22 protein-coding genes and 1 pseudogene are annotated in these 24,519 nt (G+C 66.6%); 7 read left to right on the forward strand and 16 right to left on the reverse strand.

Going from position 1 to position 24,519, the window contains the following annotated elements; genetic code table 11:
* Positions 1-5 precede the first annotated feature (5 nt).
* The 5 genes from BRAD285_RS28015 to BRAD285_RS28035 all read right to left on the reverse strand — a co-directional run bounded on the left by BRAD285_RS28015 (position 6) and on the right by BRAD285_RS28035 (position 3,596).
* Positions 6-875, reverse strand: a complete 870-nt coding sequence (locus tag BRAD285_RS28015; RefSeq protein WP_035647177.1) for a metal ABC transporter permease — start codon at positions 873-875, stop codon at positions 6-8.
* Positions 875-1,627, reverse strand: coding sequence for a metal ABC transporter ATP-binding protein (locus BRAD285_RS28020; protein WP_035647180.1), 753 nt, complete (start codon positions 1,625-1,627; stop codon positions 875-877). Before BRAD285_RS28020 ends, BRAD285_RS28015 begins: the two co-directional genes overlap by 1 nt.
* A gap of 8 nt (positions 1,628-1,635) precedes the next feature.
* Positions 1,636-1,875: a hypothetical protein gene (locus BRAD285_RS28025; protein WP_006613086.1), complete on the reverse strand. Its 240-nt coding sequence runs from the start codon at positions 1,873-1,875 to the stop codon at positions 1,636-1,638.
* A gap of 526 nt (positions 1,876-2,401) precedes the next feature.
* Complete coding sequence (gene crcB, locus BRAD285_RS28030) at positions 2,402-2,788, reverse strand: fluoride efflux transporter CrcB (RefSeq protein WP_006614894.1); 387 nt, start codon at positions 2,786-2,788, stop codon at positions 2,402-2,404.
* Positions 2,789-2,996: 208 nt separating this feature from the next.
* On the reverse strand, positions 2,997-3,596 hold the full coding sequence (locus BRAD285_RS28035; RefSeq protein WP_006614893.1) for a superoxide dismutase: 600 nt from the start codon (positions 3,594-3,596) through the stop codon (positions 2,997-2,999).
* Positions 3,597-3,701: 105 nt separating this feature from the next.
* On the opposite strand from BRAD285_RS28035, the pseudogene BRAD285_RS28040 reads away from it, so the two are divergent.
* Both BRAD285_RS28040 and BRAD285_RS28050 read left to right on the forward strand, forming a co-directional pair.
* Positions 3,702-4,236: pseudogene (locus tag BRAD285_RS28040) on the forward strand (GNAT family N-acetyltransferase).
* Positions 4,237-5,567: 1,331 nt separating this feature from the next.
* Positions 5,568-6,002 (forward strand): DUF2147 domain-containing protein, encoded by a 435-nt coding sequence (locus BRAD285_RS28050; RefSeq protein ID WP_006611423.1) that lies wholly within the window; start codon positions 5,568-5,570, stop codon positions 6,000-6,002.
* A gap of 6 nt (positions 6,003-6,008) precedes the next feature.
* Here BRAD285_RS28050 and BRAD285_RS28055 read toward each other — a convergent pair whose 3' ends face one another.
* Positions 6,009-7,157, reverse strand: coding sequence for a DUF3095 domain-containing protein (locus tag BRAD285_RS28055; protein WP_006611422.1), 1,149 nt, complete (start codon positions 7,155-7,157; stop codon positions 6,009-6,011).
* Between the two features lie 139 nt (positions 7,158-7,296).
* Between BRAD285_RS28055 and BRAD285_RS28060 the strand changes: the two genes are divergently transcribed.
* On the forward strand, positions 7,297-8,100 hold the full coding sequence (locus BRAD285_RS28060) for an RMD1 family protein (RefSeq protein ID WP_006611421.1): 804 nt from the start codon (positions 7,297-7,299) through the stop codon (positions 8,098-8,100).
* 200 nt (positions 8,101-8,300) lie between these two features.
* Here BRAD285_RS28060 and BRAD285_RS28065 read toward each other — a convergent pair whose 3' ends face one another.
* Positions 8,301-9,017, reverse strand: a complete 717-nt coding sequence (locus BRAD285_RS28065) for an MgtC/SapB family protein (protein WP_006611420.1) — start codon at positions 9,015-9,017, stop codon at positions 8,301-8,303.
* A gap of 149 nt (positions 9,018-9,166) precedes the next feature.
* Between BRAD285_RS28065 and BRAD285_RS28070 the strand changes: the two genes are divergently transcribed.
* The gene (locus tag BRAD285_RS28070) at positions 9,167-9,553 is read left to right on the forward strand and encodes a hypothetical protein (RefSeq protein ID WP_006611419.1); all 387 of its coding nucleotides are present in this window, start codon (positions 9,167-9,169) and stop codon (positions 9,551-9,553) included.
* Between the two features lies 1 nt (position 9,554).
* Here BRAD285_RS28070 and BRAD285_RS28075 read toward each other — a convergent pair whose 3' ends face one another.
* The 5 genes from BRAD285_RS28075 to BRAD285_RS28095 all read right to left on the reverse strand — a co-directional run bounded on the left by BRAD285_RS28075 (position 9,555) and on the right by BRAD285_RS28095 (position 16,215).
* Positions 9,555-11,849, reverse strand: a complete 2,295-nt coding sequence (locus BRAD285_RS28075) for a heavy metal translocating P-type ATPase (RefSeq protein ID WP_006611418.1) — start codon at positions 11,847-11,849, stop codon at positions 9,555-9,557.
* A 92-nt stretch (positions 11,850-11,941) separates the two neighbouring features.
* Complete coding sequence (locus BRAD285_RS28080; protein WP_006611417.1) at positions 11,942-12,673, reverse strand: SDR family NAD(P)-dependent oxidoreductase; 732 nt, start codon at positions 12,671-12,673, stop codon at positions 11,942-11,944.
* Positions 12,666-14,054: a class I adenylate-forming enzyme family protein gene (locus BRAD285_RS28085; RefSeq protein WP_006611416.1), complete on the reverse strand. Its 1,389-nt coding sequence runs from the start codon at positions 14,052-14,054 to the stop codon at positions 12,666-12,668. The genes BRAD285_RS28080 and BRAD285_RS28085 overlap by 8 nt, the downstream gene beginning before the upstream one ends.
* Positions 14,041-14,286: an acyl carrier protein gene (locus BRAD285_RS28090; RefSeq protein ID WP_006611415.1), complete on the reverse strand. Its 246-nt coding sequence runs from the start codon at positions 14,284-14,286 to the stop codon at positions 14,041-14,043. The genes BRAD285_RS28085 and BRAD285_RS28090 overlap by 14 nt, the downstream gene beginning before the upstream one ends.
* Positions 14,287-14,412: 126 nt before the next feature.
* Positions 14,413-16,215: a long-chain-acyl-CoA synthetase gene (locus BRAD285_RS28095; RefSeq protein WP_006611414.1), complete on the reverse strand. Its 1,803-nt coding sequence runs from the start codon at positions 16,213-16,215 to the stop codon at positions 14,413-14,415.
* Between the two features lie 177 nt (positions 16,216-16,392).
* Here BRAD285_RS28095 and BRAD285_RS28100 point away from each other — a divergent pair, with 177 nt between their 5' ends.
* Positions 16,393-17,382, forward strand: coding sequence for a tripartite tricarboxylate transporter substrate binding protein (locus BRAD285_RS28100; protein ID WP_006611413.1), 990 nt, complete (start codon positions 16,393-16,395; stop codon positions 17,380-17,382).
* Positions 17,383-17,407: 25 nt separating this feature from the next.
* On the opposite strand, the gene htpG is transcribed toward BRAD285_RS28100, so the two are convergent.
* The gene (gene htpG / locus BRAD285_RS28105; protein ID WP_035645938.1) at positions 17,408-19,282 is read right to left on the reverse strand and encodes a molecular chaperone HtpG; all 1,875 of its coding nucleotides are present in this window, start codon (positions 19,280-19,282) and stop codon (positions 17,408-17,410) included.
* A 593-nt stretch (positions 19,283-19,875) separates the two neighbouring features.
* Here htpG and BRAD285_RS28110 point away from each other — a divergent pair.
* Both BRAD285_RS28110 and BRAD285_RS28115 read left to right on the forward strand, forming a co-directional pair.
* Positions 19,876-20,529 (forward strand): hypothetical protein, encoded by a 654-nt coding sequence (locus BRAD285_RS28110; RefSeq protein ID WP_006611411.1) that lies wholly within the window; start codon positions 19,876-19,878, stop codon positions 20,527-20,529.
* Between the two features lie 128 nt (positions 20,530-20,657).
* Positions 20,658-21,068, forward strand: a complete 411-nt coding sequence (locus BRAD285_RS28115) for a hypothetical protein (RefSeq protein WP_006611410.1) — start codon at positions 20,658-20,660, stop codon at positions 21,066-21,068.
* 947 nt (positions 21,069-22,015) lie between these two features.
* Here the strand turns inward: BRAD285_RS28115 and BRAD285_RS28125 are convergent.
* The 3 genes from BRAD285_RS28125 to BRAD285_RS28135 all read right to left on the reverse strand — a co-directional run bounded on the left by BRAD285_RS28125 (position 22,016) and on the right by BRAD285_RS28135 (position 24,409).
* Positions 22,016-22,498, reverse strand: coding sequence for a hypothetical protein (locus BRAD285_RS28125; protein WP_006611408.1), 483 nt, complete (start codon positions 22,496-22,498; stop codon positions 22,016-22,018).
* 156 nt (positions 22,499-22,654) lie between these two features.
* Complete coding sequence (locus BRAD285_RS28130) at positions 22,655-23,143, reverse strand: DUF427 domain-containing protein (RefSeq protein WP_006611407.1); 489 nt, start codon at positions 23,141-23,143, stop codon at positions 22,655-22,657.
* A 462-nt stretch (positions 23,144-23,605) separates the two neighbouring features.
* Positions 23,606-24,409, reverse strand: coding sequence for a hypothetical protein (locus BRAD285_RS28135; RefSeq protein WP_006611592.1), 804 nt, complete (start codon positions 24,407-24,409; stop codon positions 23,606-23,608).
* Between the last annotated feature and the right edge of the window lie 110 nt (positions 24,410-24,519).

Below are 24,519 nucleotides of genomic sequence, written 5' to 3' on the forward strand. Positions count from 1 at the left end.
GAGCTTCATGCTTCGAGGTGACGTCCCGGAAACAGTTGCGGAAGCACGCCGCCCACGCGTCCGAACAGCACCGAGCCGAGATAGATCAGGGATGCGACCAGGATGATCGCGGGACCCGAGGGAATGCGGGTCTGAAACGACAGCACCAGGCCGACATAGCCGGAGACGATCGCGGAGCCGACTGCGATGCAGATCATCGGCGTGACGTCGCGCGACCAGAACCGCGCGATGCCTGCGGGAAGGATCATCAGCCCGACCGCGAGCAAGGTGCCGAGCGCCTGGAAGCCGTTCACGAGATTGACCACGATCAGGCCGAGGAAGATCAGATGCGCCGGCGCGCCGGCGCGGCTCACTGTGCGCAGAAACAGCGGATCGACGCTTTCCACCACAAGGGGCCGATAGATCACCGCGAGCACGACGAGCGTGATGGTGGCGTTGGTCGCGACCATCAAAAGCGTCGGATCGTCCATCGCCAGGATGTTGCCGAACAGCACGTGCAGCAGGTCGACATTGGTGCCTTTCACCGAGACGATGGTGACGCCGAGCGCCAGCGAGGCGAGATAGAAGGTCGCCAGCGAGGCGTCCTCCTTCAGTCCGGTCGAGCGCGACACCAGGCCGGACAGCAGCGCCACCGCGAAGCCGGCGACGAGGCCGCCGGTGGTCATCGCAAACAGATTGAGCCCCGACAGCAGGAAGCCGATCGCCGCGCCCGGCAGGATGGCGTGCGCCATGGCGTCACCGACCAGGCTCATGCGCCGGAGCATCAGGAAGACGCCGATCGGCCCGGAGCCGAGCCCCAGCGCGATCACGGCCGCGAGCGCGCGGCGCATGAACTCGAAATCCGAGAACGGAGCGAACAGCACCTCGCGCAGCATCACGCCGCCTTCGAAGCTTGCGCCGGCGCACAGGGGGCTGCGGCATCGTCGAAGGCCTCGCACATCCGCCGCGCCTGCGCGAGATTGTCCGACGTCAGCACCTCGGCCGTCGGCCCCCAGGCCACGGCTTCGCGCGCCAGCAGCAAAGTCTGCGGGAAATGCGCGCGCACCATGTCCATGTCGTGCAGCGCCGCCAGCACGGTGCGCCGCTCGCCATGCCAGTGCTCGATCAGTTGCAGCAGGTCGGACGAGGTCTTGGAGTCCATCGCGTTGAACGGCTCGTCGAGCACGATCACACGCGCATCCTGCAGCAGCACGCGCGCGAACAGCAGCCGCTGCATCTGCCCGCCCGAGAGCGTACCGATGCCGCGGCCTTCGAAACCAGTGAGGCCGACGGCGGCGATGGCATGGGCGATCTTCTCGCGCGCGGCGGCGCCGATGCCGCCGAAGATGCCGACCGACCGCCACAGGCCGGTGCTGACGAAGTCGAACACCGAGATCGGAAAGCTGCGGTCGATGTCCGCAATCTGCGGCAGATAGGCGATCTCCCTCGGCTTGAGCCCGGCGGCTGAGATGCTGCCGGCCAGCGGCTTCAACAGCCCGACGATGCCGCGAAACAGGGTCGACTTACCGGCGCCGTTGGGCCCGATCACGGCCAGCAGCGCGCCTTCGGCCACGTCGCCAGAGAGGTGATGCACGGCCGGGTGGCGGTCGTAACCCAAGGTGACGTCGCGAAATTGCAGCTGGGCCATCACCGTCCTCACCGCATCGCCAGGATGACGATCACCCACAGCACCGCGCTGGCCGCAATCGCCGCGCCGAGCCGCGTCGTCACCGGCATCCGCAGGATCGACCACCGCGCCGGCTGCGCCGGATGCGGCGCGGCGGGACCGTGGCTGTGGGCATGCGGGTGATTGTGGCCGTGGCCCTCCGAGCCATGTGCATGGCTATGGCCGTGCGCATGTGGATGGCCGTGGCTCTGAAGGGCGGACTGTGTCATTTCGTCATAATGTTACATTATAACATCACCCCTGTCCACCGCAGCCCAGGGATGTTTTCCCGTTGGACCGCCCTATCTCCACCGTCATTGCGAGCGCAGCGAAGCAATCCAGAGTCCCGCCCACCACCCTGGATTGCTTCGCTACGCTCGCAATGACGGAGGAGAGATGGTGCCTCGCTCTCGGGCCACTCCGAGGATGAGGCGAGGTCGAGCCGCAACGCCGCTGCGCTCCCTCTCCCCGTCCTTCACGGGGAGAGGGCTGGGGTGAGGGGCGGCGGCACGGGTGGTGCCAGCCACCGAGAGCTGCAGCTCTTACCGATTTCTTCTGGCGCTGAAAGCCACCCGTTGCCCGAAGCGGCGCCCTTCATGATGCGGTCTCATCGTGGTCCGTGCGCAAGTAAGGAAAGCCCTTAACTGGCACCGCCCGTGCCGCCGCCCCTCACCCCAACCCTCTCCCCGTGAAGAACGGGGAGAGGGAGCGCACCGTGTGCGCGGCTGGCATCGGGGCCATCGCTGGATGTCACCCTCAGCTCAAAACCCGCACCAACGCCAACCCTGCGAACAGGCCTGCAATCGAGAGCCCTACCGAGCCCAGCACATAGGCCGCCGCCAGCCCCAGCGCCCCGCGCTCATACAGCAAGGCCGTATCCAGCGAAAACGCCGAGAAGGTCGTGTAGCCGCCGAGAATGCCGGTCATCAAAAACAGCCGCCAATGCTGGGTGGCGCCGCCCTTGAAGGTGAGATAGCCGGCGATCAGGCCCATCACGGTGGAGCCCGTGATGTTGATGATGAAGGTGCCCCACGGGAAGTCCGTGCCGAGCGCGCGGGCGCTCGCCATGTTGACCGCGTGCCGGATCGAGGCGCCGCAGCCGCCGCCGACGAAGACGAGAACATATCCGAACAACTGATTCACAGACCCTCACCCCCGCTGGGCATCGAGAGAACGAATGCCCTGCCCTCATCCCCGCAACACACAGAACTTTTGCCGCAGCCATCTCATGCTGGCAAGAACGGCCCATGTCACATCAGCGTCAAACACCCGATGCGCCAGAGAAGACGCCTCAAACAAAAAGGGCGGCGAGCTCTTAAGCTCACCGCCCTTCCCTGTCGATCACGTCAGATCAGACAGCCTTGCTGTACAGCTCTTCGACGTATTCCCAGTTGATGAGGTTCTCGACGAACGCCTTGAGATAGTCCGGACGGCGGTTGCGGTAGTCGATGTAGTAGGAGTGCTCCCAGACGTCGCAGCCGAGGATCGGGGTCGCACCGTACACCAGCGGGTTCTCGCCATTGGCGGTCTTGGAAATCTCCAGCTTGCCGTTCTTGACCGAGAGCCAGCACCAGCCCGAGCCGAACTGGCCGACGCCGGCCGCTGCGAAATCGGTCTTGAACTTCTCGAAGCCGCCGAGGTCCTCGTTGATCTTCTTCTCAAGCGCGCCCGGCAGCTTGGAGCCGCCGCCGTTCGGCTTCATCCACGACCAGAAGTGGATGTGGTTGTAGTGCTGGCCGGCATTGTTGAACACTGCGGGGTTCTTGCCGAACGAGCCCTTGACGATCTCCTCGAGGGACTTGCCTTCGAATTCGGTGCCCTTGATCGCATTGTTGCCGTTCGTCACATAGGCCTGGTGATGCTTGTCGTGGTGGTACTCGAGCGTCTCCTTGGACATGTAGGGGCCGAGGGCTTCATAGGCGTAAGGCAGAGGGGGGAGCGTAAATGTCATGGGTCGGTTCCGCAACTTGTGGGAAGACGGGATTTAACGGGACCTCCTTATAGAAGGTTCCGAAGCCGTAAAACACCGTGATTCTGGAAAAAGCGAGCCGTTTTGATGAGCATCGAGATCGATGTGTTGAATGCCGACGCCGGATGGCCGCTGGCGAAGCCTCTATTATGATGCGATCTGGCCGCCCGAGGTCGTCGCCACCCTACCCTGGGCCGGTATCACATTTGCGCATGCCGACCTGCGCGTCCTGGTGCAGGACGAGGCCGGCGAGGTGCTCTGCCATGTCGGCATCTATCGCCGTCTGACGAAATGGAACGGACAGAACGTCAACATCGCCGGCATCGGCGGCGTTTTGACGCGCGCCGACATGCGCAATCGCGGTCTGGCGACCGTGGGGCTGAACGCGGCGATCCAGACCCTGCGGCACGAGGACTCGATCAACTATGCCCTCCTGTTCTGCGCACCTGATCGCATCGCCTTCTACGGCGCGCGCGGCTTCATTCCGTTCGACGGCGAGGTCTACGCCGAGCAGCCCGACAAGGGCCGCATCCGCTTCGACACGCTGTCGGCGATGGTGCACGACGTCAAGCGCACCGCACCAACGCGGGGCACGATCGATCTCTGCGGATTGCCGTGGTGAAAGCACAAGGCCTGTCTTGCGTCGTCCCGGACAAGCGCGCAACGCGCGCGCCGATCCGGGACCCATACCCCCAGGGAGCAGTTTGAAGCACGCTGACAACTGGCTCTTTGCCCAACACGTCCGCCGCGGCGTATGGGTCCCGGCTCAAGGCCGGGACGACAACGGAGCGCGCGGCACGGGCGGTGCGCTCCCTCTCCCCGTTCTTCACGGGGAGAGGGTCAGGGTGAGGGGCAGGCCACACGGGAAGTGCATGCACTGAGCCTTGCCCAACAACTTTGCTTAGAAGCGAGAGCCAAGACTTTTTCACGCACACCACCCGTTCCGTTGCCCCTCACCCCAGCCCTCTCCCCGTGAAGAACGGGGAGAGGGGGCGCACCGCTGCTGCGGCACGACATTACCCTTCTCCGCCCATCAACCGGTAAAGCCGCGCCCAGCTGAATTCCGAAAACAATAATCCTCTTGCGCATTTTCGAAAATCATGATTATCTCACCGCATCCCGCCTCACTGCAGTAGGGGCGTTGCGCGCGATCGTCACGACACGCGAGGCGGGGATGCGGTGGCCGCGAGAGATCGCAGCGTCCTCGGCAACGAGGGCGCGGACGAACGATTGATCGCGGACGTGAAGTCGCAGCGTCCTGACACCCCGAAGCTGGTGTCATCCGCGCAATGCGCGTGAGCGGATTGTCGCGAGCGCGACGAGGCTTCGCCTCGCGCGGAGGTGGCCAACAAGCCGGCGCACCAGGGAGACTGCGTATAAGCGTGAAGACCATCGCGCAGGGAATGCCGGCGTGTTTCGGCTTTGCCTGTGGTACCTGCCGCCTGCATTTTTTTAAGCAGGCGGGCCATGGGTGAGGCTGTCACCCGGCATTCCCTGCGCCCTCTGCGCTGTTTGCGAGGGACGAACTGATAACATGCCTCGGGCGCGATGCGCCGCGAGACTGCAACTGCATGCCCTCGACCACCTCAGCTGTTTGAACCGTGAATCCGCCTCCCAATTGTCGTCCCGGACAAGCCATGGCGCGCGTCAGCGCGGCGTGGCGCCGATCCGGGACCCATGCGCCGCGGCGGACATGACGGGCAAAATGCCCATCGCCAGGCTGCCTCGAACCGCTCCCTGGGGATAGGGGTCCCGGCTCAAGGCCGGGACGACAGCGGTGGTTGTCGCGACAGCGAGACCTGATCCCCGGGGTGATGAGACAACCGCACAACGAATTGAGACAACCGTCGCGAATGCACTCGATCGTGATGATCGCGCTTTGGACAACCGCACCTCGCCGATTGCAACTGCTCCGTTTGCTGTTATTCAGGCGCGGCTTGAACGGGGGTTAAGATGATTTGGAAATTGCGTCTGGCTGGTCTCGCCTTCGCGTCACTGGTGATCGCACAACCTGCTTTGGCCGCTGACGATCCGACCGGCACCTGGCTGACCCAGGCTGGCGATGCCAAGATCAAGGTCGCCAAATGCGGCGCCAATCTGTGCGGCACCGTGGTGTGGCTGAAGGAGCCGATGGACACCGACACCGGCAAGCCGGCGGTCGACAACAAGAACCCCAATCGCGCGCTCGCCAACCGCCCGATCATCGGGCTGCAGCTGTTCGAGAACATTCATCCCGAGGGACCGAACAAATGGTCCGGCAAGATCTACAACGCCGATGACGGCCAGAGCTACACCAGCCACATCTCGGTGTCCGGCCCCGATACGCTGAAGGTCGAAGGCTGCGTCGGCGCGATGTGCGGCGGCGAGACCTGGACGCGGGCGCGCTGATCGACCTCAGGCGACCGCGGTCTTCAGCGCGGTCGCCGCCGAGGCATAGCCGCCTTGCGCGCCATCGATGAAGTGCACATGGTCGGGACGAATGGCCGATGGCGTGAAGCAGGTCATCATCGCCGACGCCTGCCGGTGCAGGCCGTAGCGCACGATGCCCCCGGATGCAGCGGCGCTGAGCCGCCGCTCCAACTCCTTGGCAAGCTCCTCGGTACAGTCGAGGATCATGCGCAGCGCATCGTCATATTTCCGGAAGTCGGAATTCTCCACCACCTGCTGCCGGTACAGATCCGGCACGAAGCCGCCGATGCTGATGCCGAAACGCATGATGGCATAGACGAACAGCGTGCGTCCGAGCACCCGGGCCCAGCGCACCACGCCCGGGCCACGCGACGCGCGTACTTCGTAGTCCAAGCCTTGGGGCGGCCATTGCAGCGCCGGCCCGCCGGGCGGCACCGGCCGCCCCGCCTCCGGACTGCGCTCGGTCAGCGTGATGATGTCCTCGATGACGCTGCGATAGGCTTGCGGCTCCGCGCCCGCAGCCGGCAGCACCAGCACCGACAGGATGAGACCACGCGCCGACGGCATTTCCTCGAACCGGCAGGACAGGCCGGATAGATCGGGCTGCGTGCCTGATGGCGCCGGGGGAATCGCGAACTCGCCGCGCTTCATCGCGGCCTCGGCCCAGCCGAGGCCGCCGCCGGCAAACATGGCGTAGGACAGGTTCGCCGAAGGACCATATCGCGCCACGCGCACGTCATGCCCCTGAGCGCGGATCGCGCTGACCGGCACCAGCGCGACGCGCATCGCGAGCCCGAGATCGTCGCTGACCCAGCGCGCCGTGGCGGCCAGGGCATCGCGGGCCGCCGCCGCATCGTCAGGTCCGACCGCAAAGCTCGCGCCGTCACCCCCGAACACGAACGGGAATTCGCGGCCCTCCAGCGCGTTGGTCACGGCGGCGATGATCGCTGCGCCGGCCATGTTGACCGCCTTGTAGCGCTTGTCCGCAATCGCCTTGGTCGACTCGACGATATCGGCCGTGCCGATCAGCCAATCGTCCGGCAGCGGCTTGTAGAGCTCGGGATCCATCAGCCGCGAGAAGCCGCGAAACACCGGGATCGAGGCATAATAATCTGCAGCGCTGGGCTTCGACATCGCGAGGTCATCCGTGCGGAGAGCGCCTTCCATGCGGAGCTACGGACATTCCTGTCAAGCGGGTTCGGCTCTGGGACAGGCGGCGCCACGGTCGCGCCATGTTATCGTTCCGTTGGGTTCGGCGTGCTAGCCTCGCCGCATGAGTGCCGATACCCCGCCTGTCCCCCAACTCGCCGCCCGTGCCCTGCAGATCGCGGACCGCATCAACACCGCCGGTTTCGAAGGCCAGGTCCTGTCGGCGACGCCGCTCGCCGTCCGCATCGGCGAGACCGGCATCGCGGTGGTCTTCCGCTACGGCGTCGTCGTGTTCGTCGGCCTGTCGGTCGCCGAGGAGATCAACTTCCTCGACCAGCTGAGCGCGCGGCTGTTCGGCCCGATCGCGCCGCATGAGGAAGAGACCGCCAAGGTCCAGGTCGCGCGCGAGTCCGAGGAGCCGATCCCGGTCGGCGGCCCGATCCTGGTCAAGGAGCTGTCGATCGAGCGATTGCTGATCGTCGCCGATGCGCTTGCCAAGAGCGTCGTGCTCGGCCGCAGCGAGCGCGAGATCGCGAACGTCTTCGACACGATCGAGCCGTTCGCGCGCGAATTGGCCTCGCTCGGGCGCACATCCCGGAGTCGGGTCGCGATGGTCAAGCTGCTCGGCGCCGCGCTCCTGGTGCAGCATCGCGTCTCCGGCCGCGTCGCCGTCGGCGAGAAGCCAGACGTGCTGTGGGATCGCCCCGATCTCGAGCGGCTCTATGCCCGGCTCGAGGACGAATATGAGCTGAAGGAGCGCGAGGAGACGCTCAACCGCAAGCTCGCCGTGATCTCCGAGACGGCGACCGCGGTCGCCGACATCATCGATACCAAGCGCTCGCTGCGGCTCGAGATCATCGTCGTCATCCTGATCGCCTGCGAGATCGTGCTCGGCTTCTACGAGATCTTCGCCCGCGGCGGGCATTGATCGACCCATCGCCCGTCGCCGCCAACTACGCGGGTTTCCGGCATTCAGCTCGGGTTCAGCCGCCGGATGGAACACTGCTGCCATGCTCAGTGTGGAGCATGGGGAGTACAGCGGGATGACGAAGGTGGGCAGTTATCGTTGTCGGAAGCAGGCCGCAGGTCCTGCCGCTGCGATGCTGGCCCTGTCGGGCCCCCTGCCGATCACTCCAGCGCGCTGACGTTCCAGGTCGCATGACGTACGCCGGGCAGCTTTGCCAGTTCAGCCGTGACGCGGTCGAGCTCGGCCGTCTCGGCCGCCAGCGGCACCAACGTCGCGGTGATCTCCGCGATGTCGTCGGAACGATAGGCGACCTCGGTCTCGCGCACAGGATATTTGGCCGCCTCCAGCCGCTCATCCAGCGCCTCGCGCAATTGCGCGGCATGCAGGATGTCGGTGGTCACCACGATCTCGTAGTTGGCCTCGGAGGTCGCCGCGTTGAGCGGGATGCGGTCGATCGCATTCACCAGCGGCCGCAGCAAGGTGTTGCCGGCGAGCACGAACAGGGTCAGCGCGACCGACTGGGCGACGAGGTCCGCACCCGCACAGGCGCCGACGGCCGCCGAGGCCCACAGCGTCGCCGCCGTATTGAGGCCGCGGACGTTCATGCCTTCCTTCATGATCGTGCCGGCGCCGAGAAAGCCGATGCCCGAGACGACGTAGGCAATGATCCGCACCGCGCCGTCGGCGCCGGTCAGACGGTTGCCGAGATCGACGAAGGCCGCGGCACCGACGGCGACCAGCACGTTGGTGCGCAGGCCGGCGCTGCGCTGCCGGAATTGCCGCTCGGCGCCGATCAAGGTGCCCAGCACGAAGGCCGTGAACAGGCTGACGAGCGTGTCGAGGAAATCATAGAGCTGGAAGGTGTGCAGGAATCGCATGGCAAGGACAGTCTTTGATATCACGCTCCGCTCGTGCAGCGGCTGGCATGGTCAGGGCCCGCGGCCTGGGGCGCCGCGAGACGGCCGCTTTCTTAGGCCGTCCTTGATCGAAATCAAATCCCCTTCCCTCCACCGTATCCTAGGCTGACATGATCAACAGGCAGATGACGTTGTCCGACACGCGAAGGGATCACAGTCCCGCCGTCCGGCTGGGACATGACGCGGTGAGCGCGGTGAAGCTGTCGCAGCAGCTCACCGCAGACATCGATGCGTGGGCCGAGACGCACCAGGTCACCCGCTCCGATGCCATCAGCCAGTTGCTCGCGATCGGCCTGCATGCCTCTCCGCCGGCGCCGGCTGCGCAGCCCAAGCTGAGGGATCCGCTGACGATCGAGCAAAACGCGATCCGGTTGATCGACCAGATGCTCGACCCCAACCTGCCGGCCGACGAGCGCGAGCGGCGCATCCGCCGCCTGATCGAGGGCCCGGCCGAATTTGCCGGCGAGCGCATCGACCTGCCGAAGCATCTCGACTGAGTTACGCCGCGGAGCGCGCCGCGACGGCCTCGTAGATGTCGTCCTCCTGCGCGGTATGCATGCGCACCAGGGTTTCGATCGCCTCGACGACCCGCTGCGCGTCGCGGATGAGATAGCGATCGACCTTCTCGGACGGCAGGTCCTCGACCACCCGCCCGAGCAGCCGCGCCAGGTGCAGGATCTCGCGATGCGCGCGGCTCATCGCCGAGAGGCCGTGGCTGTCCTGCAGCAGCCGCGCCAGCCGCGGATAGACCGAACCCTCGTCATCGCGCTCATGCGCGACGACCTGGTCCTGCACCAGCGCGTTGGCCTCGACGATCAGGCTGATCGCCTGCTCCGGCGAAGCCTCATCGAGCGCATCGACGATCGCGCGAAGACGATCGAGGCCACGCAGCAGCGCTTGATGGTCATGGCGCAGGCCACGGCCGTCCTCAGCCGTGATCTGGCCGGACTTGCCGCGACCGGCCGGCAGCAGCGCGCGGAGCGCGTTGAGGATGACGGCGACGTCGATCGCCTCCTGCACCAGGGCCGCCGGCACCGGCTGCAGCAGGCCGAACGCCGCCGCGCCCATCGCGATGAACGACAGCGCCATGCCGGCGATGATGCTCTCGAGCGCGATCCGACGGGCGCGCTGCGCGATCACGATCGCCTCCCCGACGCGGTCGAGCCGGTCGGCAAGGATGACGACATCGGCCGCCTCCGACGAGGCGCTCGCGCCGCGTGCGCCGAGCGCGATGCCGACATCGGCCGACGCCAGCGCCGGCGCATCGTTGATGCCATCGCCGACCATGATGGTCGGATGCAGCCGCTGCTCGCTCTTGACCGCGTCGACCTTGTCCGACGGCACGCGATCGGCGAGCACCGCATCGAGATCGAGCGCAGCCCCGATCGCCTGCGCCGCCGCGGCGCGGTCGCCGGTGACCATCACCATGCGGGCGATGCCGGCCTCGCGCAGCCAACGGATCGCCCGCGGCGTATCGGCGCGCAGTTCGTCGGCGAGCAGCAGCGCGCCGATCGGCTTGCCATCGACCGCGACGAGCACGATCAGCGCCGAGCGCCATGACGCGCGGCGGATGGCGCGCGCAGCCCAGGACGGCGGGGCGTGGCTGCCGAGGATCAGGTCCGGCGAGCCGGCGCTGATGCGGCGGCCGTCGATGGCGCCCTCGAGGCCCGAGCCCATCGTCTCGCGCACCCGCTCCGGGACCTTCAGCCTGAGCCCGCGGGCATGGCCCGCCTCGACGATGGCATGCGCCAGCACATGGTGAGAGGCCTGCTCCAGCGAGGCGCCGAGCAGCAGCACGTTGTCGGCATCCTCTCCCGGAGCCGCCTCCACCGAGAGCAGCCGCGCGCCGCCGACGGTGAGCGTACCAGTCTTGTCAAACAACACCGTGTGCGCCCGCGCCAGCGCCTCGAGCTTGCCGCCGCCCTTGACCAGGATGCCGCTGCGCGCGGCCTGAGCAACGCCGGCGATGAAGGCGACCGGTGCCGCAAGGATGAGTGGGCAAGGCGTCGCGGCGACCATCACAGCAAGCGCTCGGATCAGGTCGCCTGATGCAAACCAGGCCGCAGCCGCGATCGTCAGGCTCACCGGCAGGAAGATCAACGCGTAACGATCAGCGAGCCGCACGAACGGCGCCTTCGCGGTCTGCGCGGATGTCACCAGCTTCACGATGCCGGCATAGGTGCTCTCGCCCGCAGTGGCGGTGACCGACAGCTCGAACGTCTCGCCGGCGTTCAGCGAGCCGGACAGGATCGCCATGCCGCGCGTCTTGGACACCGGGATCGGCTCACCGGTGAGCGCCGATTCATCGACCACCGCCAGGACCGTTTCCACCACGCCGTCCACGGGCACGATCTCGCCGGCGCGGACCATCAGGCGGTCGCCAACGGCCACGTCGGCCACCGCAACATCCTCGATGCGATCCTCGCGCCAGCGATGCGCGATACGCGGCGCCCGGTCGACCAGCGCGCGCAGATCGTGCTCGGCGCGCGCGACCGCGATGTCCTCGAGCACGTTGCCGCCGGAATACATCAGCGCCACCACGGCACCCGCCAGCGGCTCGCCGAGCACGACCGCCGCGCTCATCGATACCAGCGCGATGGCATCGACGCCGATGCGGCCGGCCAGGACATCGCGGATGATCGAGATGATCAGGCCGGCGATGACCGGGACGGTCGAGGCGGTGAAAGCGATGCCTGCCCATTCGGGCCGGCCGACCGCATGCGCGAGGCCGCCCGCGACGAGGCCCGCGACGGCGATTGCGACGAGGGTCCATCGCAGGATGCGTTCGAACATGGCGATCAGTTCCGGATTTGCGCCGCACTATCGCCGCGACCACTGCCCGGAGGCTTGAGCGAAATCAACCGCTGATGCGGCAGATCAGCGCTTCAGGCGGTATTGCCGGCGTCGACGGTCAGCACCGTGCCGGTGACGTTGCGGCCGCCCTCGCCGAGCAGGTACTCGACCATCGCGGCAACATCGTCCGTCTCCGGCAGCCGGCGCAGCGCGCTGCGGCCGGCTATGCGCCGCTGCTGCTCATCGTCCATGCTCTGTGTGAGCTCGGTCGCGATGAAGCCCGGCGCGATCGCATTGACGGTGATGCCGACCTTGCCGACCTCGCGCGCCAGCGAGCGGGTGAAGCCGTTGGCGGCGGCCTTGGTCGCGCCATAGACCGCCAGGCCGTTATAGCCGGTGCTGGCGATGATCGAGGAGATGTTGACGATGCGCCCCTCGCCCGCCGCCATCATGTGCCGCACGACGTATTTGGTCAGGATCATCGGCGCCAGCACGTTGAGCCGCACGAGCCCCTCGATCTCCGAATTGTGCATGGTCGCGAGCAGGCCTTCGGTGCCGATGCCGGCATTGTTGACGAGGCCGTAGAGCGGACCGAACTCGTCGCGCACCGACTTCACGAAGGCGGGGATGGCATCGACGGCGCTGAGGTCGCAGGCGCGGAAATGGATGCCTGCGCTGCTGGCGCTGAACTCGGCGATGGCCGCGCGCAGCTCGTCGCTCTCGCGACGTGCCACTGCGATGACCTCGTAGCCCGCTGCCGCGAGCCTGCGTGCGATGGACAATCCGATGCCGCGGCTGCCGCCGGTGACGAGAACGTTACGCATCGGCGCGCGCCAGCTTGCCGGCCGGCGTGACGTCGAGCGCCGGCACGAAGCGGATCATCGCCGGCACCTTGTGGGCGGCCAGACGCGCGCGACACTCGGCGAGGATCTCGTTGCGAACGGCATCCGTCCGCGCCGCATCGCTGTCCCTCGTGAGCACCACTTCTGCCACGACGATGCCGCCGGTGATCGGGCTTCGCCGCGACTTGGCGCGCGACATCCGGACCTCGGGATGGCCGTTGATCACGGCTTCGATCTCCTCGGGATGCACCTTCAGGCCACCGACATTGATGATGCCGTTGCGCCGGCCGACGAAGTAGTAGCGGTCGCCGCGTAGCTCGACCATGTCACCGGTGTCGACATAGCCGTCGGAGTCGGTCAGCGCCGCCGCCGTGCGCCCGACATAGGCATGCGCCGCGCGCTTCGAGCGGATGCGCAGCGATCCGTCGACGACCTTCATGTCGACTGCGCCGCAGCCTTCGCCGAGCAGCGTTGCAGGAAAGCCTTCCAGCCCGTCATTGACGGCAAAGCCCACGCCCGCCTCGGTCGACGCATAGGCGTGACCGATCGAGGCGTTCGGGAATGCCTGCTTCAATCCATCGAGCACGGGCTGATCAGCGATCTCGCCCGACAGCCGCACATAACGCGGGGTGAATTGCTCGGCCGATCCGCTCATCAGCAGCTTGCGCCAATGCGACGGCGTGCCGGAGATATGCGTGACGCCGCGCGCAGTGAGGCGCGCCACGTGATCGGCCAGTGCCTCACCGGGATCGGACAGCACCATGGAGCCGCCGCCGACGATGGCGCGCAGGAAGATCTGCAGCCCGCCATAGCGGCGGATGTCGTAGAACGTCGCCCATACCGGCAATGCATCGCCAGGAGCCGGCCGATCGCCGATGATGGCGCCGCACAGGCCCTCCAGCGTATGGCCGACGATCTTCGGCACGCCAGAGGTGCCCGAGGTCAGCATCAGCCATTCGGTCGCGCGGACCGTCCGCGCGGCCTGGGCGGCAGGCTGCGGCAGGCCGACGGGGATGACGAGATCAATGCCGCGACCCGCGAAGCGCTCCGGCTCGTCGGTGACGAGAGCATCGATGCCGGCCTCAGTGATGATGCTGCCGAGGTGCTCGTCCTTCAAATCGGGCGGGCAGAGCAGCATGCGCCGGGCGACGCCATCGATCTCGATCAGCGCCAAGCCGGCCAACAGCTGGCCGGAGGTCGCGAGCAGGACCGAGCGGCCGTCGAGCTCGCCGGCGCGGCTGCCGAGACAGCTTCCGCGCGACAGCTCGGCCAGCAAAACGACGTGGCGCGGATCCGAGATCGTCCGCTCGGTCAGCCCCGTGCCGAGATGGTCGCGTAGCGCGAAGATCTCACGCGGGGACATTCTCGTAAGCCCTGATGAAGTCGCCGATCGTGTTCGGGAACGTGACCTCCTCGGACAGAGTAAAAGGATCGACGCCGAGATCGTCCTCGAGGCGGGCAACAAGGATCGCGAAAGCGAGTGAGTCGAAGCCGGTCTCGTGCAGGGTCAGCTCGTCGGTCAGCGGCGGCAGCTTGACCTTCTGCTCCTCCGCAATCTGCTTGATCGCTGCAATGATTCTTAACCGTACCGACATGGCGAAATCCGTCATTGTTCAAACGATGCGACCGACACTAGAGCGACAAGGTGAAGGAACCCGGACCTTCGCGGTAAGTTTTGAGACCGTTGGTAAATGCACCTCGTGGCCTATGATTAAAATCATCTACAAACGGACCTCGCCGCTCGCGATCTGCGCATAGATGGCAGCGTCGAGCCGGCGGTAGGCTCCGGTCGACGCATCGCGGATGTACAATGGCTCGGACACGATCGCGGGATCGAAGCCGTCCCGCATCAGCTGCTGCTTCTTCTGCTTGAACGTCTCGGTCGACTGCAGCGATGGCGTGAGGCGCAGCACGACTGGCTGCGCATAGGCCGGCAAGCGGCGCGCCAGCTCGGCCGACAGCCTCGCGAGATCGAAGTCCTCTGCGACAACCAGCGCCGCCATGCCGGCGCGACCATCGCTGCCCGGCACCGCGACGCCATAGGTCGAGGCCCCCACGACCCCCGGACATTGCAGGATCGCGTCATTCACCTCGCCGGTCGCGACGTTCTCGCCCTTCCAGCGGAAGGTGTCGCCGACCCGGTCGACGAAATAGAAGAAGCCCTGCTCGTCCTGGCGCATCAGGTCGCCGGTGCGGAACCAGGCGTCGCCCTCGGCGAAGACATTGCGCAGGATCTTCTTCTCGGTCTCCGCACGATCGGTGTAGCCCTCGAACCGGCCGCCGCCATCGTCGGCCTTGCCGATGCGGCCGACGGCCTCGCCGACCTCACCACGCGCACATGGCAGGCATAGCCCGTCGGGCCCGCGCAGCGGGGCGCGCTGATCCGCATCGAGCTGGATGATCGCCGCCGGAAAACGATGCGCGAGCAGCGACGGCACGCGACCGATCGAGCCCACTCTCCCCTCGACATTGTAGAGCGAGAAATTGCCTTCGGTCGCCGCGTAGAACTCCAGCACCTGCGGAATGGCGAAGCGGGCCTGGAACGCCTCCCAGATGTCGCCGCGCAAGCCGTTGCCGCAGGCCAGCCGCAGCCGATGGGCGCGATCGAGATCGGATGGGGGCGCTGCGAGCAGATAGCGGCAGAGCTCGCCGATATATTGCACCAGCGTGCAGTCGTGGTCGACGATGTCGCGCCAGAACTGACGCGCCGAGAACTTCTCAGCCAGCACCGCCGTGCCGCCGGCGCGCAGCATGCTGCAGGGCGCGACGATGCCGCCGACGGAATGGTAGACCGGCAGGCAATCATAAAGGCGGTCGTCGGGCCCCGCCCCGGTGAGACCCGCAAACCAGCCGCCCCAGTTCAGGATGCGACGGTGGCTGATGCTGGCGGCTTTGGGCAGCCCAGTCGTTCCCGACGTATAGATCAGCAGAGCGCGGTCGTTGATCGTGACGGCGGGACGTTCGGTCGCCTCCAGCGGGCGCGAGCCGATCGCGGCGAGCGCCGCGGCGAGATCGCCCCCGGCATTCCACACACGCGGTGCGCCGGAGATCAGCGGCACAGCGTCGGCATACGCAGGTTGAAGCTCGCTGGCGACGATGATGTGGGCTGGTGCGGCGACGTTGAGGCAGTGCGCCAGCGAGGGTCCGACCAGGTTGGTGTTGATCAGCGCGACGACGCCGCCGACGCGGCTGATCCCAAGCCAGGCCGCCAGATAGTCCGGCCGGCTCGGCATCATCAGCGCGACGGTGTCGCCGGGCGCGATGCCCTGGGCCAGCGCCCAGCCGGCATATTGGTTGATGCGCGCAGACAGCGCGGCGTAGCTGAGCGTCTCGCTGTTCGAGATCAGCGCCGGACGACCGGGCTGCCTGACGGACCAGTCATCGATCACATCGGCAAACAGCCGGGTCGGCTCGGCCTCGATGCGCGATATCAGCTCGATCGCCTTGAGCCAGATCTTGGCCGTCGATGGCCTCCGCCCGGGCGTGAGGGGGTCCGCAGATCGGTCCGCGCGCTCGGTTGTCATGCCTGCCACCACTTCCAGTCCTGCGTCCTTATAGGTCGCGCGGCCTGACCAGGCGTTAACCGGCAGGGTTAACCCGCATGGAGCGGGTCGCGATCGAAGTAGATGCGAACCTTTACGAAGTAATCGGAAATACCGGTTAGGTTGTCTCTCCCAGAACATGCCAAAGCGAAGGCCGGCATGCCCAAGGAATTGACGATCACACGACGTGCCGTGCTGCAAGGCATGGCCTGGAGCGGCCTTGTTGCCATGCATCCGGCTGCGGCGACCGCCGGCGGCGAAGCTCCCTACCCCGCCCGATCGGTGACGTGGGTCATTCCCTTCGCGCCGGGCGGTGCCACCGGCCGCCTGTCGGTGCTGATCTGCGACCGCCTGTCGCGGCGGCTCGGCCAGGCCTTCGTGCTCGACCACCGGCCGGGCGCCGGCGGCGCCACCGCCACAAGGAGCGTCGCGAACGCGCCGCCGGACGGCTACACGCTGCTTGCGACCTCCACGGCCAACATCATCACCGCCTCGCGGGAGCCTGCGCAGAACGGCGACGACATCCTTCCTGTTGCGGGGATGGCGCGGATGCCGCTGCTGCTGCTGGTCAGCAAGGAACTGCCGGTCAAGACGTTGCCCGAGTTCCTGGCCTATGCGCGGGCGAACCCCGGCAAGCTCAGCGTCGGCTCGGCCGGACCCGGCACGGTGCAGCAGCTGTCGGCCGAGCTTTTCCGGACGCTCGGCGGCATCACCTGGTCCGTGCTCGCCTATCGCGGCTCCGGCCCGGCGCTGACCGACCTCGCCTCCGGCCACATCCACGCGCTGTTCGACAACACCGCCTCCGCCACCGACCTGGTGCGCAGCGGCAAGATCCGGGCGCTGGCGGTGTCGACCCGCGAGCGGGCGCAAGCCTTCCCCGATCTGCCGCCGGTCGCCGACGTGCTGCCGGCGTTCGAGACCTCCGGCTTCTACGGCGTCGCCGCGCCGCGCGGGACGCCGCCGGCGATCGTCGACCTGCTCAACCGCGAGATCAATGCCGCCCTGGCCGATCCCGAGATCCTGCACCACCTCGCCGAGATCGGTGCGACGCCGATCACCGGCGACACCGGCGTCTATGCCTCGACCTACCGGGCCGAGGTGATGCGCTGGCGCAAGCTCGTGGCCGCGCAGGCGGACCCCACCAAATAGGCCGTGGCGCCCGCCCGTCGTCACCTCATGCCGCCACGCCCTGCAGCACCAGCCGGTTGAGCCGGGCTGCAAAGGCCGAAGGATCTTCCGGCAACTCGCCGTCGAGGATCTGCGCCTGCTCCAGCAGCAGGAACGAGAGGTCGTCGACCTTCGCCTTGTCGGCCGCCGCCTTCGCGACCGCAACGACCAGCGGATGGCGCAGGTTGATCTCCAGAATCGGCTTGGTGCGGGCGCCGCGCGCCTGCTGCGAGAGAATGCGCTCCAGCTCGCGATCCGGCCCATGGCTGCCGGCCACGAGACACGACGCACTGCTGGTCAGACGGGTCGAGACCTTCACATCGGTGACGTGATCGCCGAGGCTCGCCTTGATGAGCGCTATCGTATTCGCCTCGTCCGCGGCAGGCTTGGCCTCGTCCTCGGCCGCCGCCTCGGTCACCGGGATCGGATCGAAATTGATGTCGCCCTGGCTCAGCGACTTCAGCGGCTTGCCGTCGAACTCGAGCCGCGCCGAGGTCCAGAACGCGTCGACCGGATCGGTCAAGAGCAGCACCTCGACGCCGCGCGCCTTGGCCGCCTCGAGCCGCGGGTTGGACTTCAGCCGCTCCAGGCTGTCGCCGACCAGGAAGTAGATCTCGGTCTGGTTCTCCTTGAGGCCCTCGACATACTGCTTCAGCGAGCGCTTCTCGCCGGTCGTCGTGGTGAAGCGCGACAGCGCCAGCAGCTTGTCGCGGCGCTCGAAGTCCTCGTACAGGCCTTCCTTGATGACGGCGCCGAACGAATCCCAGATCTTGTCGAAGTTCGCCGCGTCCTTCTCGGCGAGCTGCTCCAGTTCGCTGATCACCCGCGTCGTCACGGCTTTGCGGATCTGGCCGAGCTGCGGATTGTTCTGCAGCATCTCGCGCGACAGATTGAGCGGCAAATCCTCGCTGTCGATCACGCCGCGGATGAAGCGCAGGTACGCCGGCATCAGATCGGCGTCGTCGGTGATGAAGACCCGGCGGACATAGAGCTTGACCTTGCCCTTGCGCGCCGGCTCGAACAGGTCGAACGGCTTGGTCGAGGGCGCGAACAGCAGCACGGCGTAGGAATAGCGGCCCTCGGCGCGGTAGTGCAGCGTCATTGCCGGCTCGTCGAAGGCATTGGCGATCGACTTGTAGGCCTTGGCGTAATCCTCCGCCGACAGCTCCGACTTGGAGCGCTGCCACAGCGCGCTCGCCGAGTTGATCTGGCGCGGCTCGCCCTCCTCGGCGACCAGCATGATCGGGAACTGGATGTTGTCGGAATAGGCGGTAACGATGCGCTCGATTTCGAAAGGCTCGAGATATTTCTTGGCGTCGTCCTTGAGGTGCAGCACGATCTCGGTGCCGCGCGCCACCCTCTTGGCGTCCTCCTCGGAGGCCGGCGCCACCTCGAAGCCGGCGCCGCCCGTGGAGGTCCAGGTCCAGACCTCGTCCCCGCCGGCGCGGCGGCTGATCACGGTGATGCGGTCGGCCACCATGAAGGCCGAATAGAAGCCGACGCCGAACTGGCCGATCAGGCCGGTGCCGTCCTTGGCTTCCGACAGCTTCTGCACGAAGGCCTTGGTGCCGGAGCGGGCGATGGTGCCGAGATGGTCGATCAGCTCCTGGCGGTCCATGCCGATGCCGCTGTCGGCGATGGTCAGGGTGCTGGACGCCTTGTTCGGGATGATCCGGATCTGCGGCGGCTCGCCCTCGCCGATGAGCTCTGGCCGGGCAATCGCCTCGTAGCGGAGCTTGTCACAGGCGTCGGAGGCGTTGGAAATCAATTCGCGAAGGAAAATATCGGTCTCGGAATAGACCGAGTGCACCATCAGGTGCAGCAGCTCGGAGACTTCGGCCTGAAACGAATGGGATACGGCGGCGGTGTCGGTCATCGTCATGCGTCTTCCCGGACAGAATGGCGGTGGAGGAGAGACCGTCGATATAGCGCCGACGTTGCCGTGATCAAGAGTTTGAGCGGGGCTTGCGGCCGCGGCCGGCGGCGCGCCATCCGCCCGGGCGGTGCGCTCCCTCTCCCCGTTCTTACGGGGAGAGGGTCGGGGTGAGGGGCACCCGCACGGGTGGTGCTCGCCGTCGGACTTGTACTCCTCACCCTGACGAGCTTCGCTCGCCATGATAGGTGGGATCGCATCGTCAGAAACAATCCGTGTAAAGGGGATCCGTCTCTCCGCTTGTACCTCCCGTGCGGCCGCCCCTCACCCCAGCCCTCTCCCCGTGAAGAACGGGGAGAGGGGGTGCACCGCTCGTGCGGCTGGAAGCGAATGCGGTGATTTGACATGGATCAATGACTGGAATCACCGAGCCGGCGCATGTTGTCCGATACGCTTGGTGCGCCGCGCCGCCTATTTGTTGCATCCGCAACAAATATCTCTCCGCACCGAGCACATTCATTGTGACAACATCATAATGTCACCTCAGCTTCATTGAAGCGCTCTACGGCTCGATCCCGCTCCACAACGCCACGGGGATTCGCATGCCGCGCTACTACAAAGTCCTGCAGACGCAGCGCTTCGACGACTATCGCTACTATCATCAGAGCCGGATCAATCAGACGCTGCATCTGGTCAGCGCCGTGATCTTCCTGGTCTGCTACGCCCTGCTGTTGAAAGATCCGGCGATGGCCGGCCTGGTCGGCTGGCTGGCGATGCTGACGCGCCAGACGGGACATTTCTTCTTCGAGCCGAACGGCTATGACCACGTCAACGGCGTGACCAACGACTACAAGGAAGCGGTCAAGGTCGGCTATAATCAGACGCGCAAGATCATCCTGCTCACGGTGTGGGGCCTGGTGCCGGTCGCGCTGTTCGCGTTCCCCACTTTGTTCGGCCTGTTCGAGGCACCCGCGACCCGGATGGATTTCATCCGTCACGTCGGCGTGCTCTGGCTCGCGGTCGGCATCGGCGGCGGCCTGTTTCGCGTGATCCAGCTGTTTGCAACGCAGGATGTTGCGACCGGCCTGATCTGGGCGTTCAAGGTGCTCACCGACCCCTTCCACAACATCGCGCTGTACTGGAAGTCGCCGCTGGCGCTGCTGCGCGGCGAGCTGATCGACCCGACCATCAAGGACGCCTCGCATTGGGGCGCGGCCGAGGACGACGACGCCGAGGAAGCCGCGCATCTCACCTGATGCGCCGCTCGCGCCTCCACCGCCCGTTGCGCGGGCGGTGGAACCAGGCCACAGCTTCAACATCATGGAACGACTTCTCTGCTGCGCCGTTGCGGCCTCAGTGCTGGTGGTGCCTTCAGGAGCTTTCCATGTGTGACTACAGCCTCCATACTGTCTCCTCCCGTGATGCCAAGATCGACGACGTGCTGGTCTCCTGTCGCTTCCCCGGCACGGAGACCCGCGGCTTCTCGACCAAGGACGATCCCTTGACGGCGGTGTGCCTGCGTCCGGGCACCGAGCTCGCCTTCGAGGGCGACGTGCGGATCAAGGGCTTCTTCTTCCGCCGCAAGGTCGGCGCCCATCTTGCCCGCTTCCGCCAGGTCGACACCAACAAGCCGACCGAGCACCACGACGCGCTCGAATTCTCCAACGGCCGCATCGTCAAGGTCACCGACCTCGCCACCGGCCAGCGCGCCCGCGTGCTGCAGATGCCGGCCGATCCGACAACCAAGCGTACGGGCACGCCCGTGACCATCGAGCTGCGCGCAACGCAGCTGTGAGAGCTTCGACCAAGGACGACGGCGGCGCCGCTCAGCGCTGCCCTCGTGCGTGTTGTGAGTGATGAGATCCATGTCCCCGATCTCCCGAGGTCGATGGACAGCTTTTTCATGACGCCAAGGGGCATGCGCGCTCACGATCCCGCGGCACGATGTGCCCGGGTGATACGGCCGTCAGCCCTTCCGAAACCGAGAGGGCGCGGGGAAGGCCGGGTGCTGACCGCGGCCCATGGCCCGCCTGCAACAAGGAAAGCAGGCGGCAGTCACCACAGGTCGGGCCACCAAGCGGCCTCCCCCGCGCAATGGTTTTACGGTGTCCTTCGTGCTCTCCCTGGGGATCGGCGTTCTTGCCCCCATCGCCCGCGCGAGCCGTCACAGCATCGACAGCGGACTTGACCTCAGCGTCGAGAGGCCAGGACCACACGACTTCGCCGTCCGTGCCGGCCAGGCGCTCGTCCAGCGCCGCCGCCACGTCCATCGCAGCCCACCTCACGTTCGTGACGACGCGTCCGTCCCTCTGCTCGAGGCGGGATGGAGGAAGATAAACATGATTTCTGAAAAATAGCAAGCTCATTCTGTTTGCAGGATACGCCTTGCTTTGGCGGCGGAAGGCGCAGTCACTGCCACTGCGACTTCGGCTGGAAGAGCTGCGTTAGATGTCCGACGGAACAGCATTAGCCTCCGCACCGCTGCGCGATGCAGTGCCCTCGCCCCTTGTGGGAGAGGGCATCGACGGCCCATCCTGTTGCTCGGTTTGGTGAGGGGTCTCTCTCGGCACGCCGAGCTCGCGGAGACATACCCCTCACCCAAGCGAGGTCGTTGCTCTGTCCTACATGCCCTCTCCCGCCCTGGCGAAGCTTCGCTTCGCCTTGGGGGCGAGGGCGCATTAACGGCCACCGCGCCCGCGGGCGAGATTAGAAGCGTGTGTGACCAGGAGGCTGCAGCCCGCTTCAATCCGGCAGGTTCGTAAACTTCGGCCGCCAGACGCCGAGGATGACGTTGACCGTGGCGACGCCGAGCATGACCCAGATGGCGCCCTGCTCGGTGCCGAAATTGGGGCTGAGGGTTGCGGGGTCGATCTGGCCGGCGACGGCGCGGGCGGCTTCGTCGGCGGCTTCCTGCATCGGGCCCTGCACGGCGGCGAAGCCCCATTCGAAGACGAGGATGCCGGAGGCGAGCTTGGCGAGCGCCCAGCCGGCGCTGTGCAGCGCGCGGTTGATGGCGATGGCGAGCAGGCCGGCGACCAGGGTCAGGCCGAGCGACGGGAAGAACACGTAGCGCACGATCGCTCCCATCGCCGCGCGCATCTCGGCGTAGTGCGCCAGCGACACCGAGGGCTGCGGGATCATCCCGAGCAGCACGACGAGACAGGCCATCGCTCCCATCATGCCGATCGCGCCCATCGTATGCAGGAACTTCATCAGCCGTCGCATGGCGTTGCCCCCCGGATGTCGCGAACAGGGAAATTGGAGAGGACGCCCGGCATGCCGCTGGTCCCCTCCATGATCTGCCGCGGTGCAAAGCCGCCCGCGCCGACCACATTGGACTATACGATCGGTCGGCCGCCGCGGTTCAGCCGATCGCGCCGCCTACCAATGCCGCGTGCCCGGCGCGCCCTTGAACGGCCCGACCACCGCCGAGGTGATCCAGCCGCCATAGAAATCGCCCTCCTGGGCGGCCACGCGCTCGTCGCCGACGAAGCAGGCGTCGACGCGGGAGGCATAGAAGGCCAGATGGCCGGCGATCGGCGCGAAGGCCGGCGTCGGCTGCTGGTAGCTCCACGCCGCCTGCTCCGACACCCGGCCATCGACATCGATCGTCCAATAGCTCGCAAAGCCCTTGAACTCGCAGAACGAGCGGCCCGGCGCGGGACGCAGCCACTGCATCGCAACATCCTGTGGCGGGAGGTAGTAGACCGGCGGGTGGCTGGTCTCGAGCACGCGATAACCGCCCTGCGTGTCGGCGATCGTGACACCGGCGAACACCACGCGCAGCCGCGCCGCGCAACGCTCCAGCCGCGGCGGCCGCGGATAGTCCCACACCGACTCCTGCCCGGGTCCCGGCGCGATGCGTTGCATGACCATGTCTCCCTGTGCGGCGGCGCGGCCGCTTTCAGCGAATAAACGTGGGACGCGTCGACGAGGATCAATCGGGAAACAGCCGGGCCTCATGGTTCGAGACGGCGCTACGCGCCTCCTCACCATGAGGGTCAAGCGCCGTGGGCGGCGCTGCGAACGTCGGCGCGGCGAGGTCGGTGCGCTCCCTCGCCCCGTTCTTACGGGGAGAGGGTTGGGGTGAGGGGCAGCCACACCCACCGACCGTGCGGAGAGCCCCCCTCACCCGGATTGCATCTGTCGATGCAATCCGGCCTCTCCCCGCACGCGGGGAGAGGCTGGCAGCGAGCGTTCGGGTTGGACCGTCCGGAAAATCGACCATGAACAAACTAATTATGCAGAGAATTTGCGCCGAGCGCGCGAGTGCACATGAACCATGACCAGCGCGCTCATGTCGGGAGACGCCACTTGCACCGGGTGCTCAGTTCACGCGATCGCCTTGAGATAGCGCGTCACGGAACGGTCGAACGCCGCTCTTCCGTCCTCGGCGACGTTCTTCTGCCACCAGGCGCCGTAGATGCGATCGAAGGCCAGCGGCGCAACCGCGTCGGCGATGCGGCGCACGGCGGTGGGGCCGAGCGGGATGTAGTTCGGATAGGAATACATGAAGCTGACATGGCGACGGTCCATCGCCACCATGGCGATGTCGCCGGCGAACAGCGCGCCTTTGCCGCCGGCGCCGCGGCGCCAATGCAGCATGGTCGCGCCGGCGAAATGGCCGCCGGTGCGCAGCAGACTGATGTCGTCGGAGATCTGCAGCGTGTCGCCGGTCCATGGCACGATGGAAGGATGCGGCCGGGTGACGAAGGCGGCGTCATCGCCATGCAGATAGGCCGGCGCGTTGCCGAACGCCGCGCTCCAATCGGCGACCGCGCCATAGTAATGCGGATGCGAGATCGCGATCGCCTTGAGCCCGCCGAGCGCGCGCACCTCCGCGATCGCCGCCTCGGTCGCCAAGGGGATGCAGTCCCACATCACGCAGCCGTCCGGCTCGGGGATCAGCAGCGCGCGCTGGCCGATCGCGAAGCTCGGCTCCAAGGCGAGGCCGGTCAGGCCGTCATCCTCGCGGCAGACGACCTGATGGCGGGTCGCCAGTTCGTCGCGGCTGAGGAAGCTCTGGCCCTTCCAGTTCACATATTGCCGCTCGTCCTCGCAGACGGCGCAATGGGCCGGCGGCACTGGGGTGTCGGGAAACTGCGCGCCGCATTGTGAGCAGGTCCAGAGAGCCATGGATCACCGGGACGTTCGGAAACGGGAATGGCGAGGATAGCATGCCGGCCATCCCGCAACAGCATCGCGCGCGGCATCGTGATTGCCTATCCTCGGCGCGACACTCACCG

It is taken from the genome of Bradyrhizobium sp. ORS 285 (genome assembly GCF_900176205.1).
Classification (GTDB): Bacteria; Pseudomonadota; Alphaproteobacteria; order Rhizobiales; family Xanthobacteraceae; genus Bradyrhizobium.

Excerpts from the sequence above, each read along its gene's own strand:
- BRAD285_RS28015 (WP_035647177.1), bottom strand. The coding sequence starts at position 875 with ATGCTGCGCGAGGTGCTGTTCGCTCCGTTCTCGGATTTCGAGTTCATG.
- BRAD285_RS28020 (WP_035647180.1), bottom strand. The coding sequence starts at position 1,627 with ATGGCCCAGCTGCAATTTCGCGACGTCACCTTGGGTTACGACCGCCAC.
- BRAD285_RS28025 (WP_006613086.1), bottom strand. The coding sequence starts at position 1,875 with ATGACACAGTCCGCCCTTCAGAGCCACGGCCATCCACATGCGCACGGC.
- BRAD285_RS28035 (WP_006614893.1), bottom strand. The coding sequence starts at position 3,596 with ATGACATTTACGCTCCCCCCTCTGCCTTACGCCTATGAAGCCCTCGGC.
- BRAD285_RS28050 (WP_006611423.1), top strand. The coding sequence starts at position 5,568 with ATGATTTGGAAATTGCGTCTGGCTGGTCTCGCCTTCGCGTCACTGGTG.
- BRAD285_RS28055 (WP_006611422.1), bottom strand. The coding sequence starts at position 7,157 with ATGTCGAAGCCCAGCGCTGCAGATTATTATGCCTCGATCCCGGTGTTT.
- BRAD285_RS28060 (WP_006611421.1), top strand. The coding sequence starts at position 7,297 with ATGAGTGCCGATACCCCGCCTGTCCCCCAACTCGCCGCCCGTGCCCTG.
- BRAD285_RS28065 (WP_006611420.1), bottom strand. The coding sequence starts at position 9,017 with ATGCGATTCCTGCACACCTTCCAGCTCTATGATTTCCTCGACACGCTC.
- BRAD285_RS28070 (WP_006611419.1), top strand. The coding sequence starts at position 9,167 with ATGATCAACAGGCAGATGACGTTGTCCGACACGCGAAGGGATCACAGT.
- BRAD285_RS28075 (WP_006611418.1), bottom strand. The coding sequence starts at position 11,849 with ATGTTCGAACGCATCCTGCGATGGACCCTCGTCGCAATCGCCGTCGCG.
- BRAD285_RS28080 (WP_006611417.1), bottom strand. The coding sequence starts at position 12,673 with ATGCGTAACGTTCTCGTCACCGGCGGCAGCCGCGGCATCGGATTGTCC.
- BRAD285_RS28085 (WP_006611416.1), bottom strand. The coding sequence starts at position 14,054 with ATGTCCCCGCGTGAGATCTTCGCGCTACGCGACCATCTCGGCACGGGG.
- BRAD285_RS28090 (WP_006611415.1), bottom strand. The coding sequence starts at position 14,286 with ATGTCGGTACGGTTAAGAATCATTGCAGCGATCAAGCAGATTGCGGAG.
- BRAD285_RS28095 (WP_006611414.1), bottom strand. The coding sequence starts at position 16,215 with ATGACAACCGAGCGCGCGGACCGATCTGCGGACCCCCTCACGCCCGGG.
- BRAD285_RS28100 (WP_006611413.1), top strand. The coding sequence starts at position 16,393 with ATGCCCAAGGAATTGACGATCACACGACGTGCCGTGCTGCAAGGCATG.
- htpG (WP_035645938.1), bottom strand. The coding sequence starts at position 19,282 with ATGACGATGACCGACACCGCCGCCGTATCCCATTCGTTTCAGGCCGAA.
- BRAD285_RS28110 (WP_006611411.1), top strand. The coding sequence starts at position 19,876 with ATGCCGCGCTACTACAAAGTCCTGCAGACGCAGCGCTTCGACGACTAT.
- BRAD285_RS28115 (WP_006611410.1), top strand. The coding sequence starts at position 20,658 with ATGTGTGACTACAGCCTCCATACTGTCTCCTCCCGTGATGCCAAGATC.
- BRAD285_RS28125 (WP_006611408.1), bottom strand. The coding sequence starts at position 22,498 with ATGCGACGGCTGATGAAGTTCCTGCATACGATGGGCGCGATCGGCATG.
- BRAD285_RS28130 (WP_006611407.1), bottom strand. The coding sequence starts at position 23,143 with ATGCAACGCATCGCGCCGGGACCCGGGCAGGAGTCGGTGTGGGACTAT.
- BRAD285_RS28135 (WP_006611592.1), bottom strand. The coding sequence starts at position 24,409 with ATGGCTCTCTGGACCTGCTCACAATGCGGCGCGCAGTTTCCCGACACC.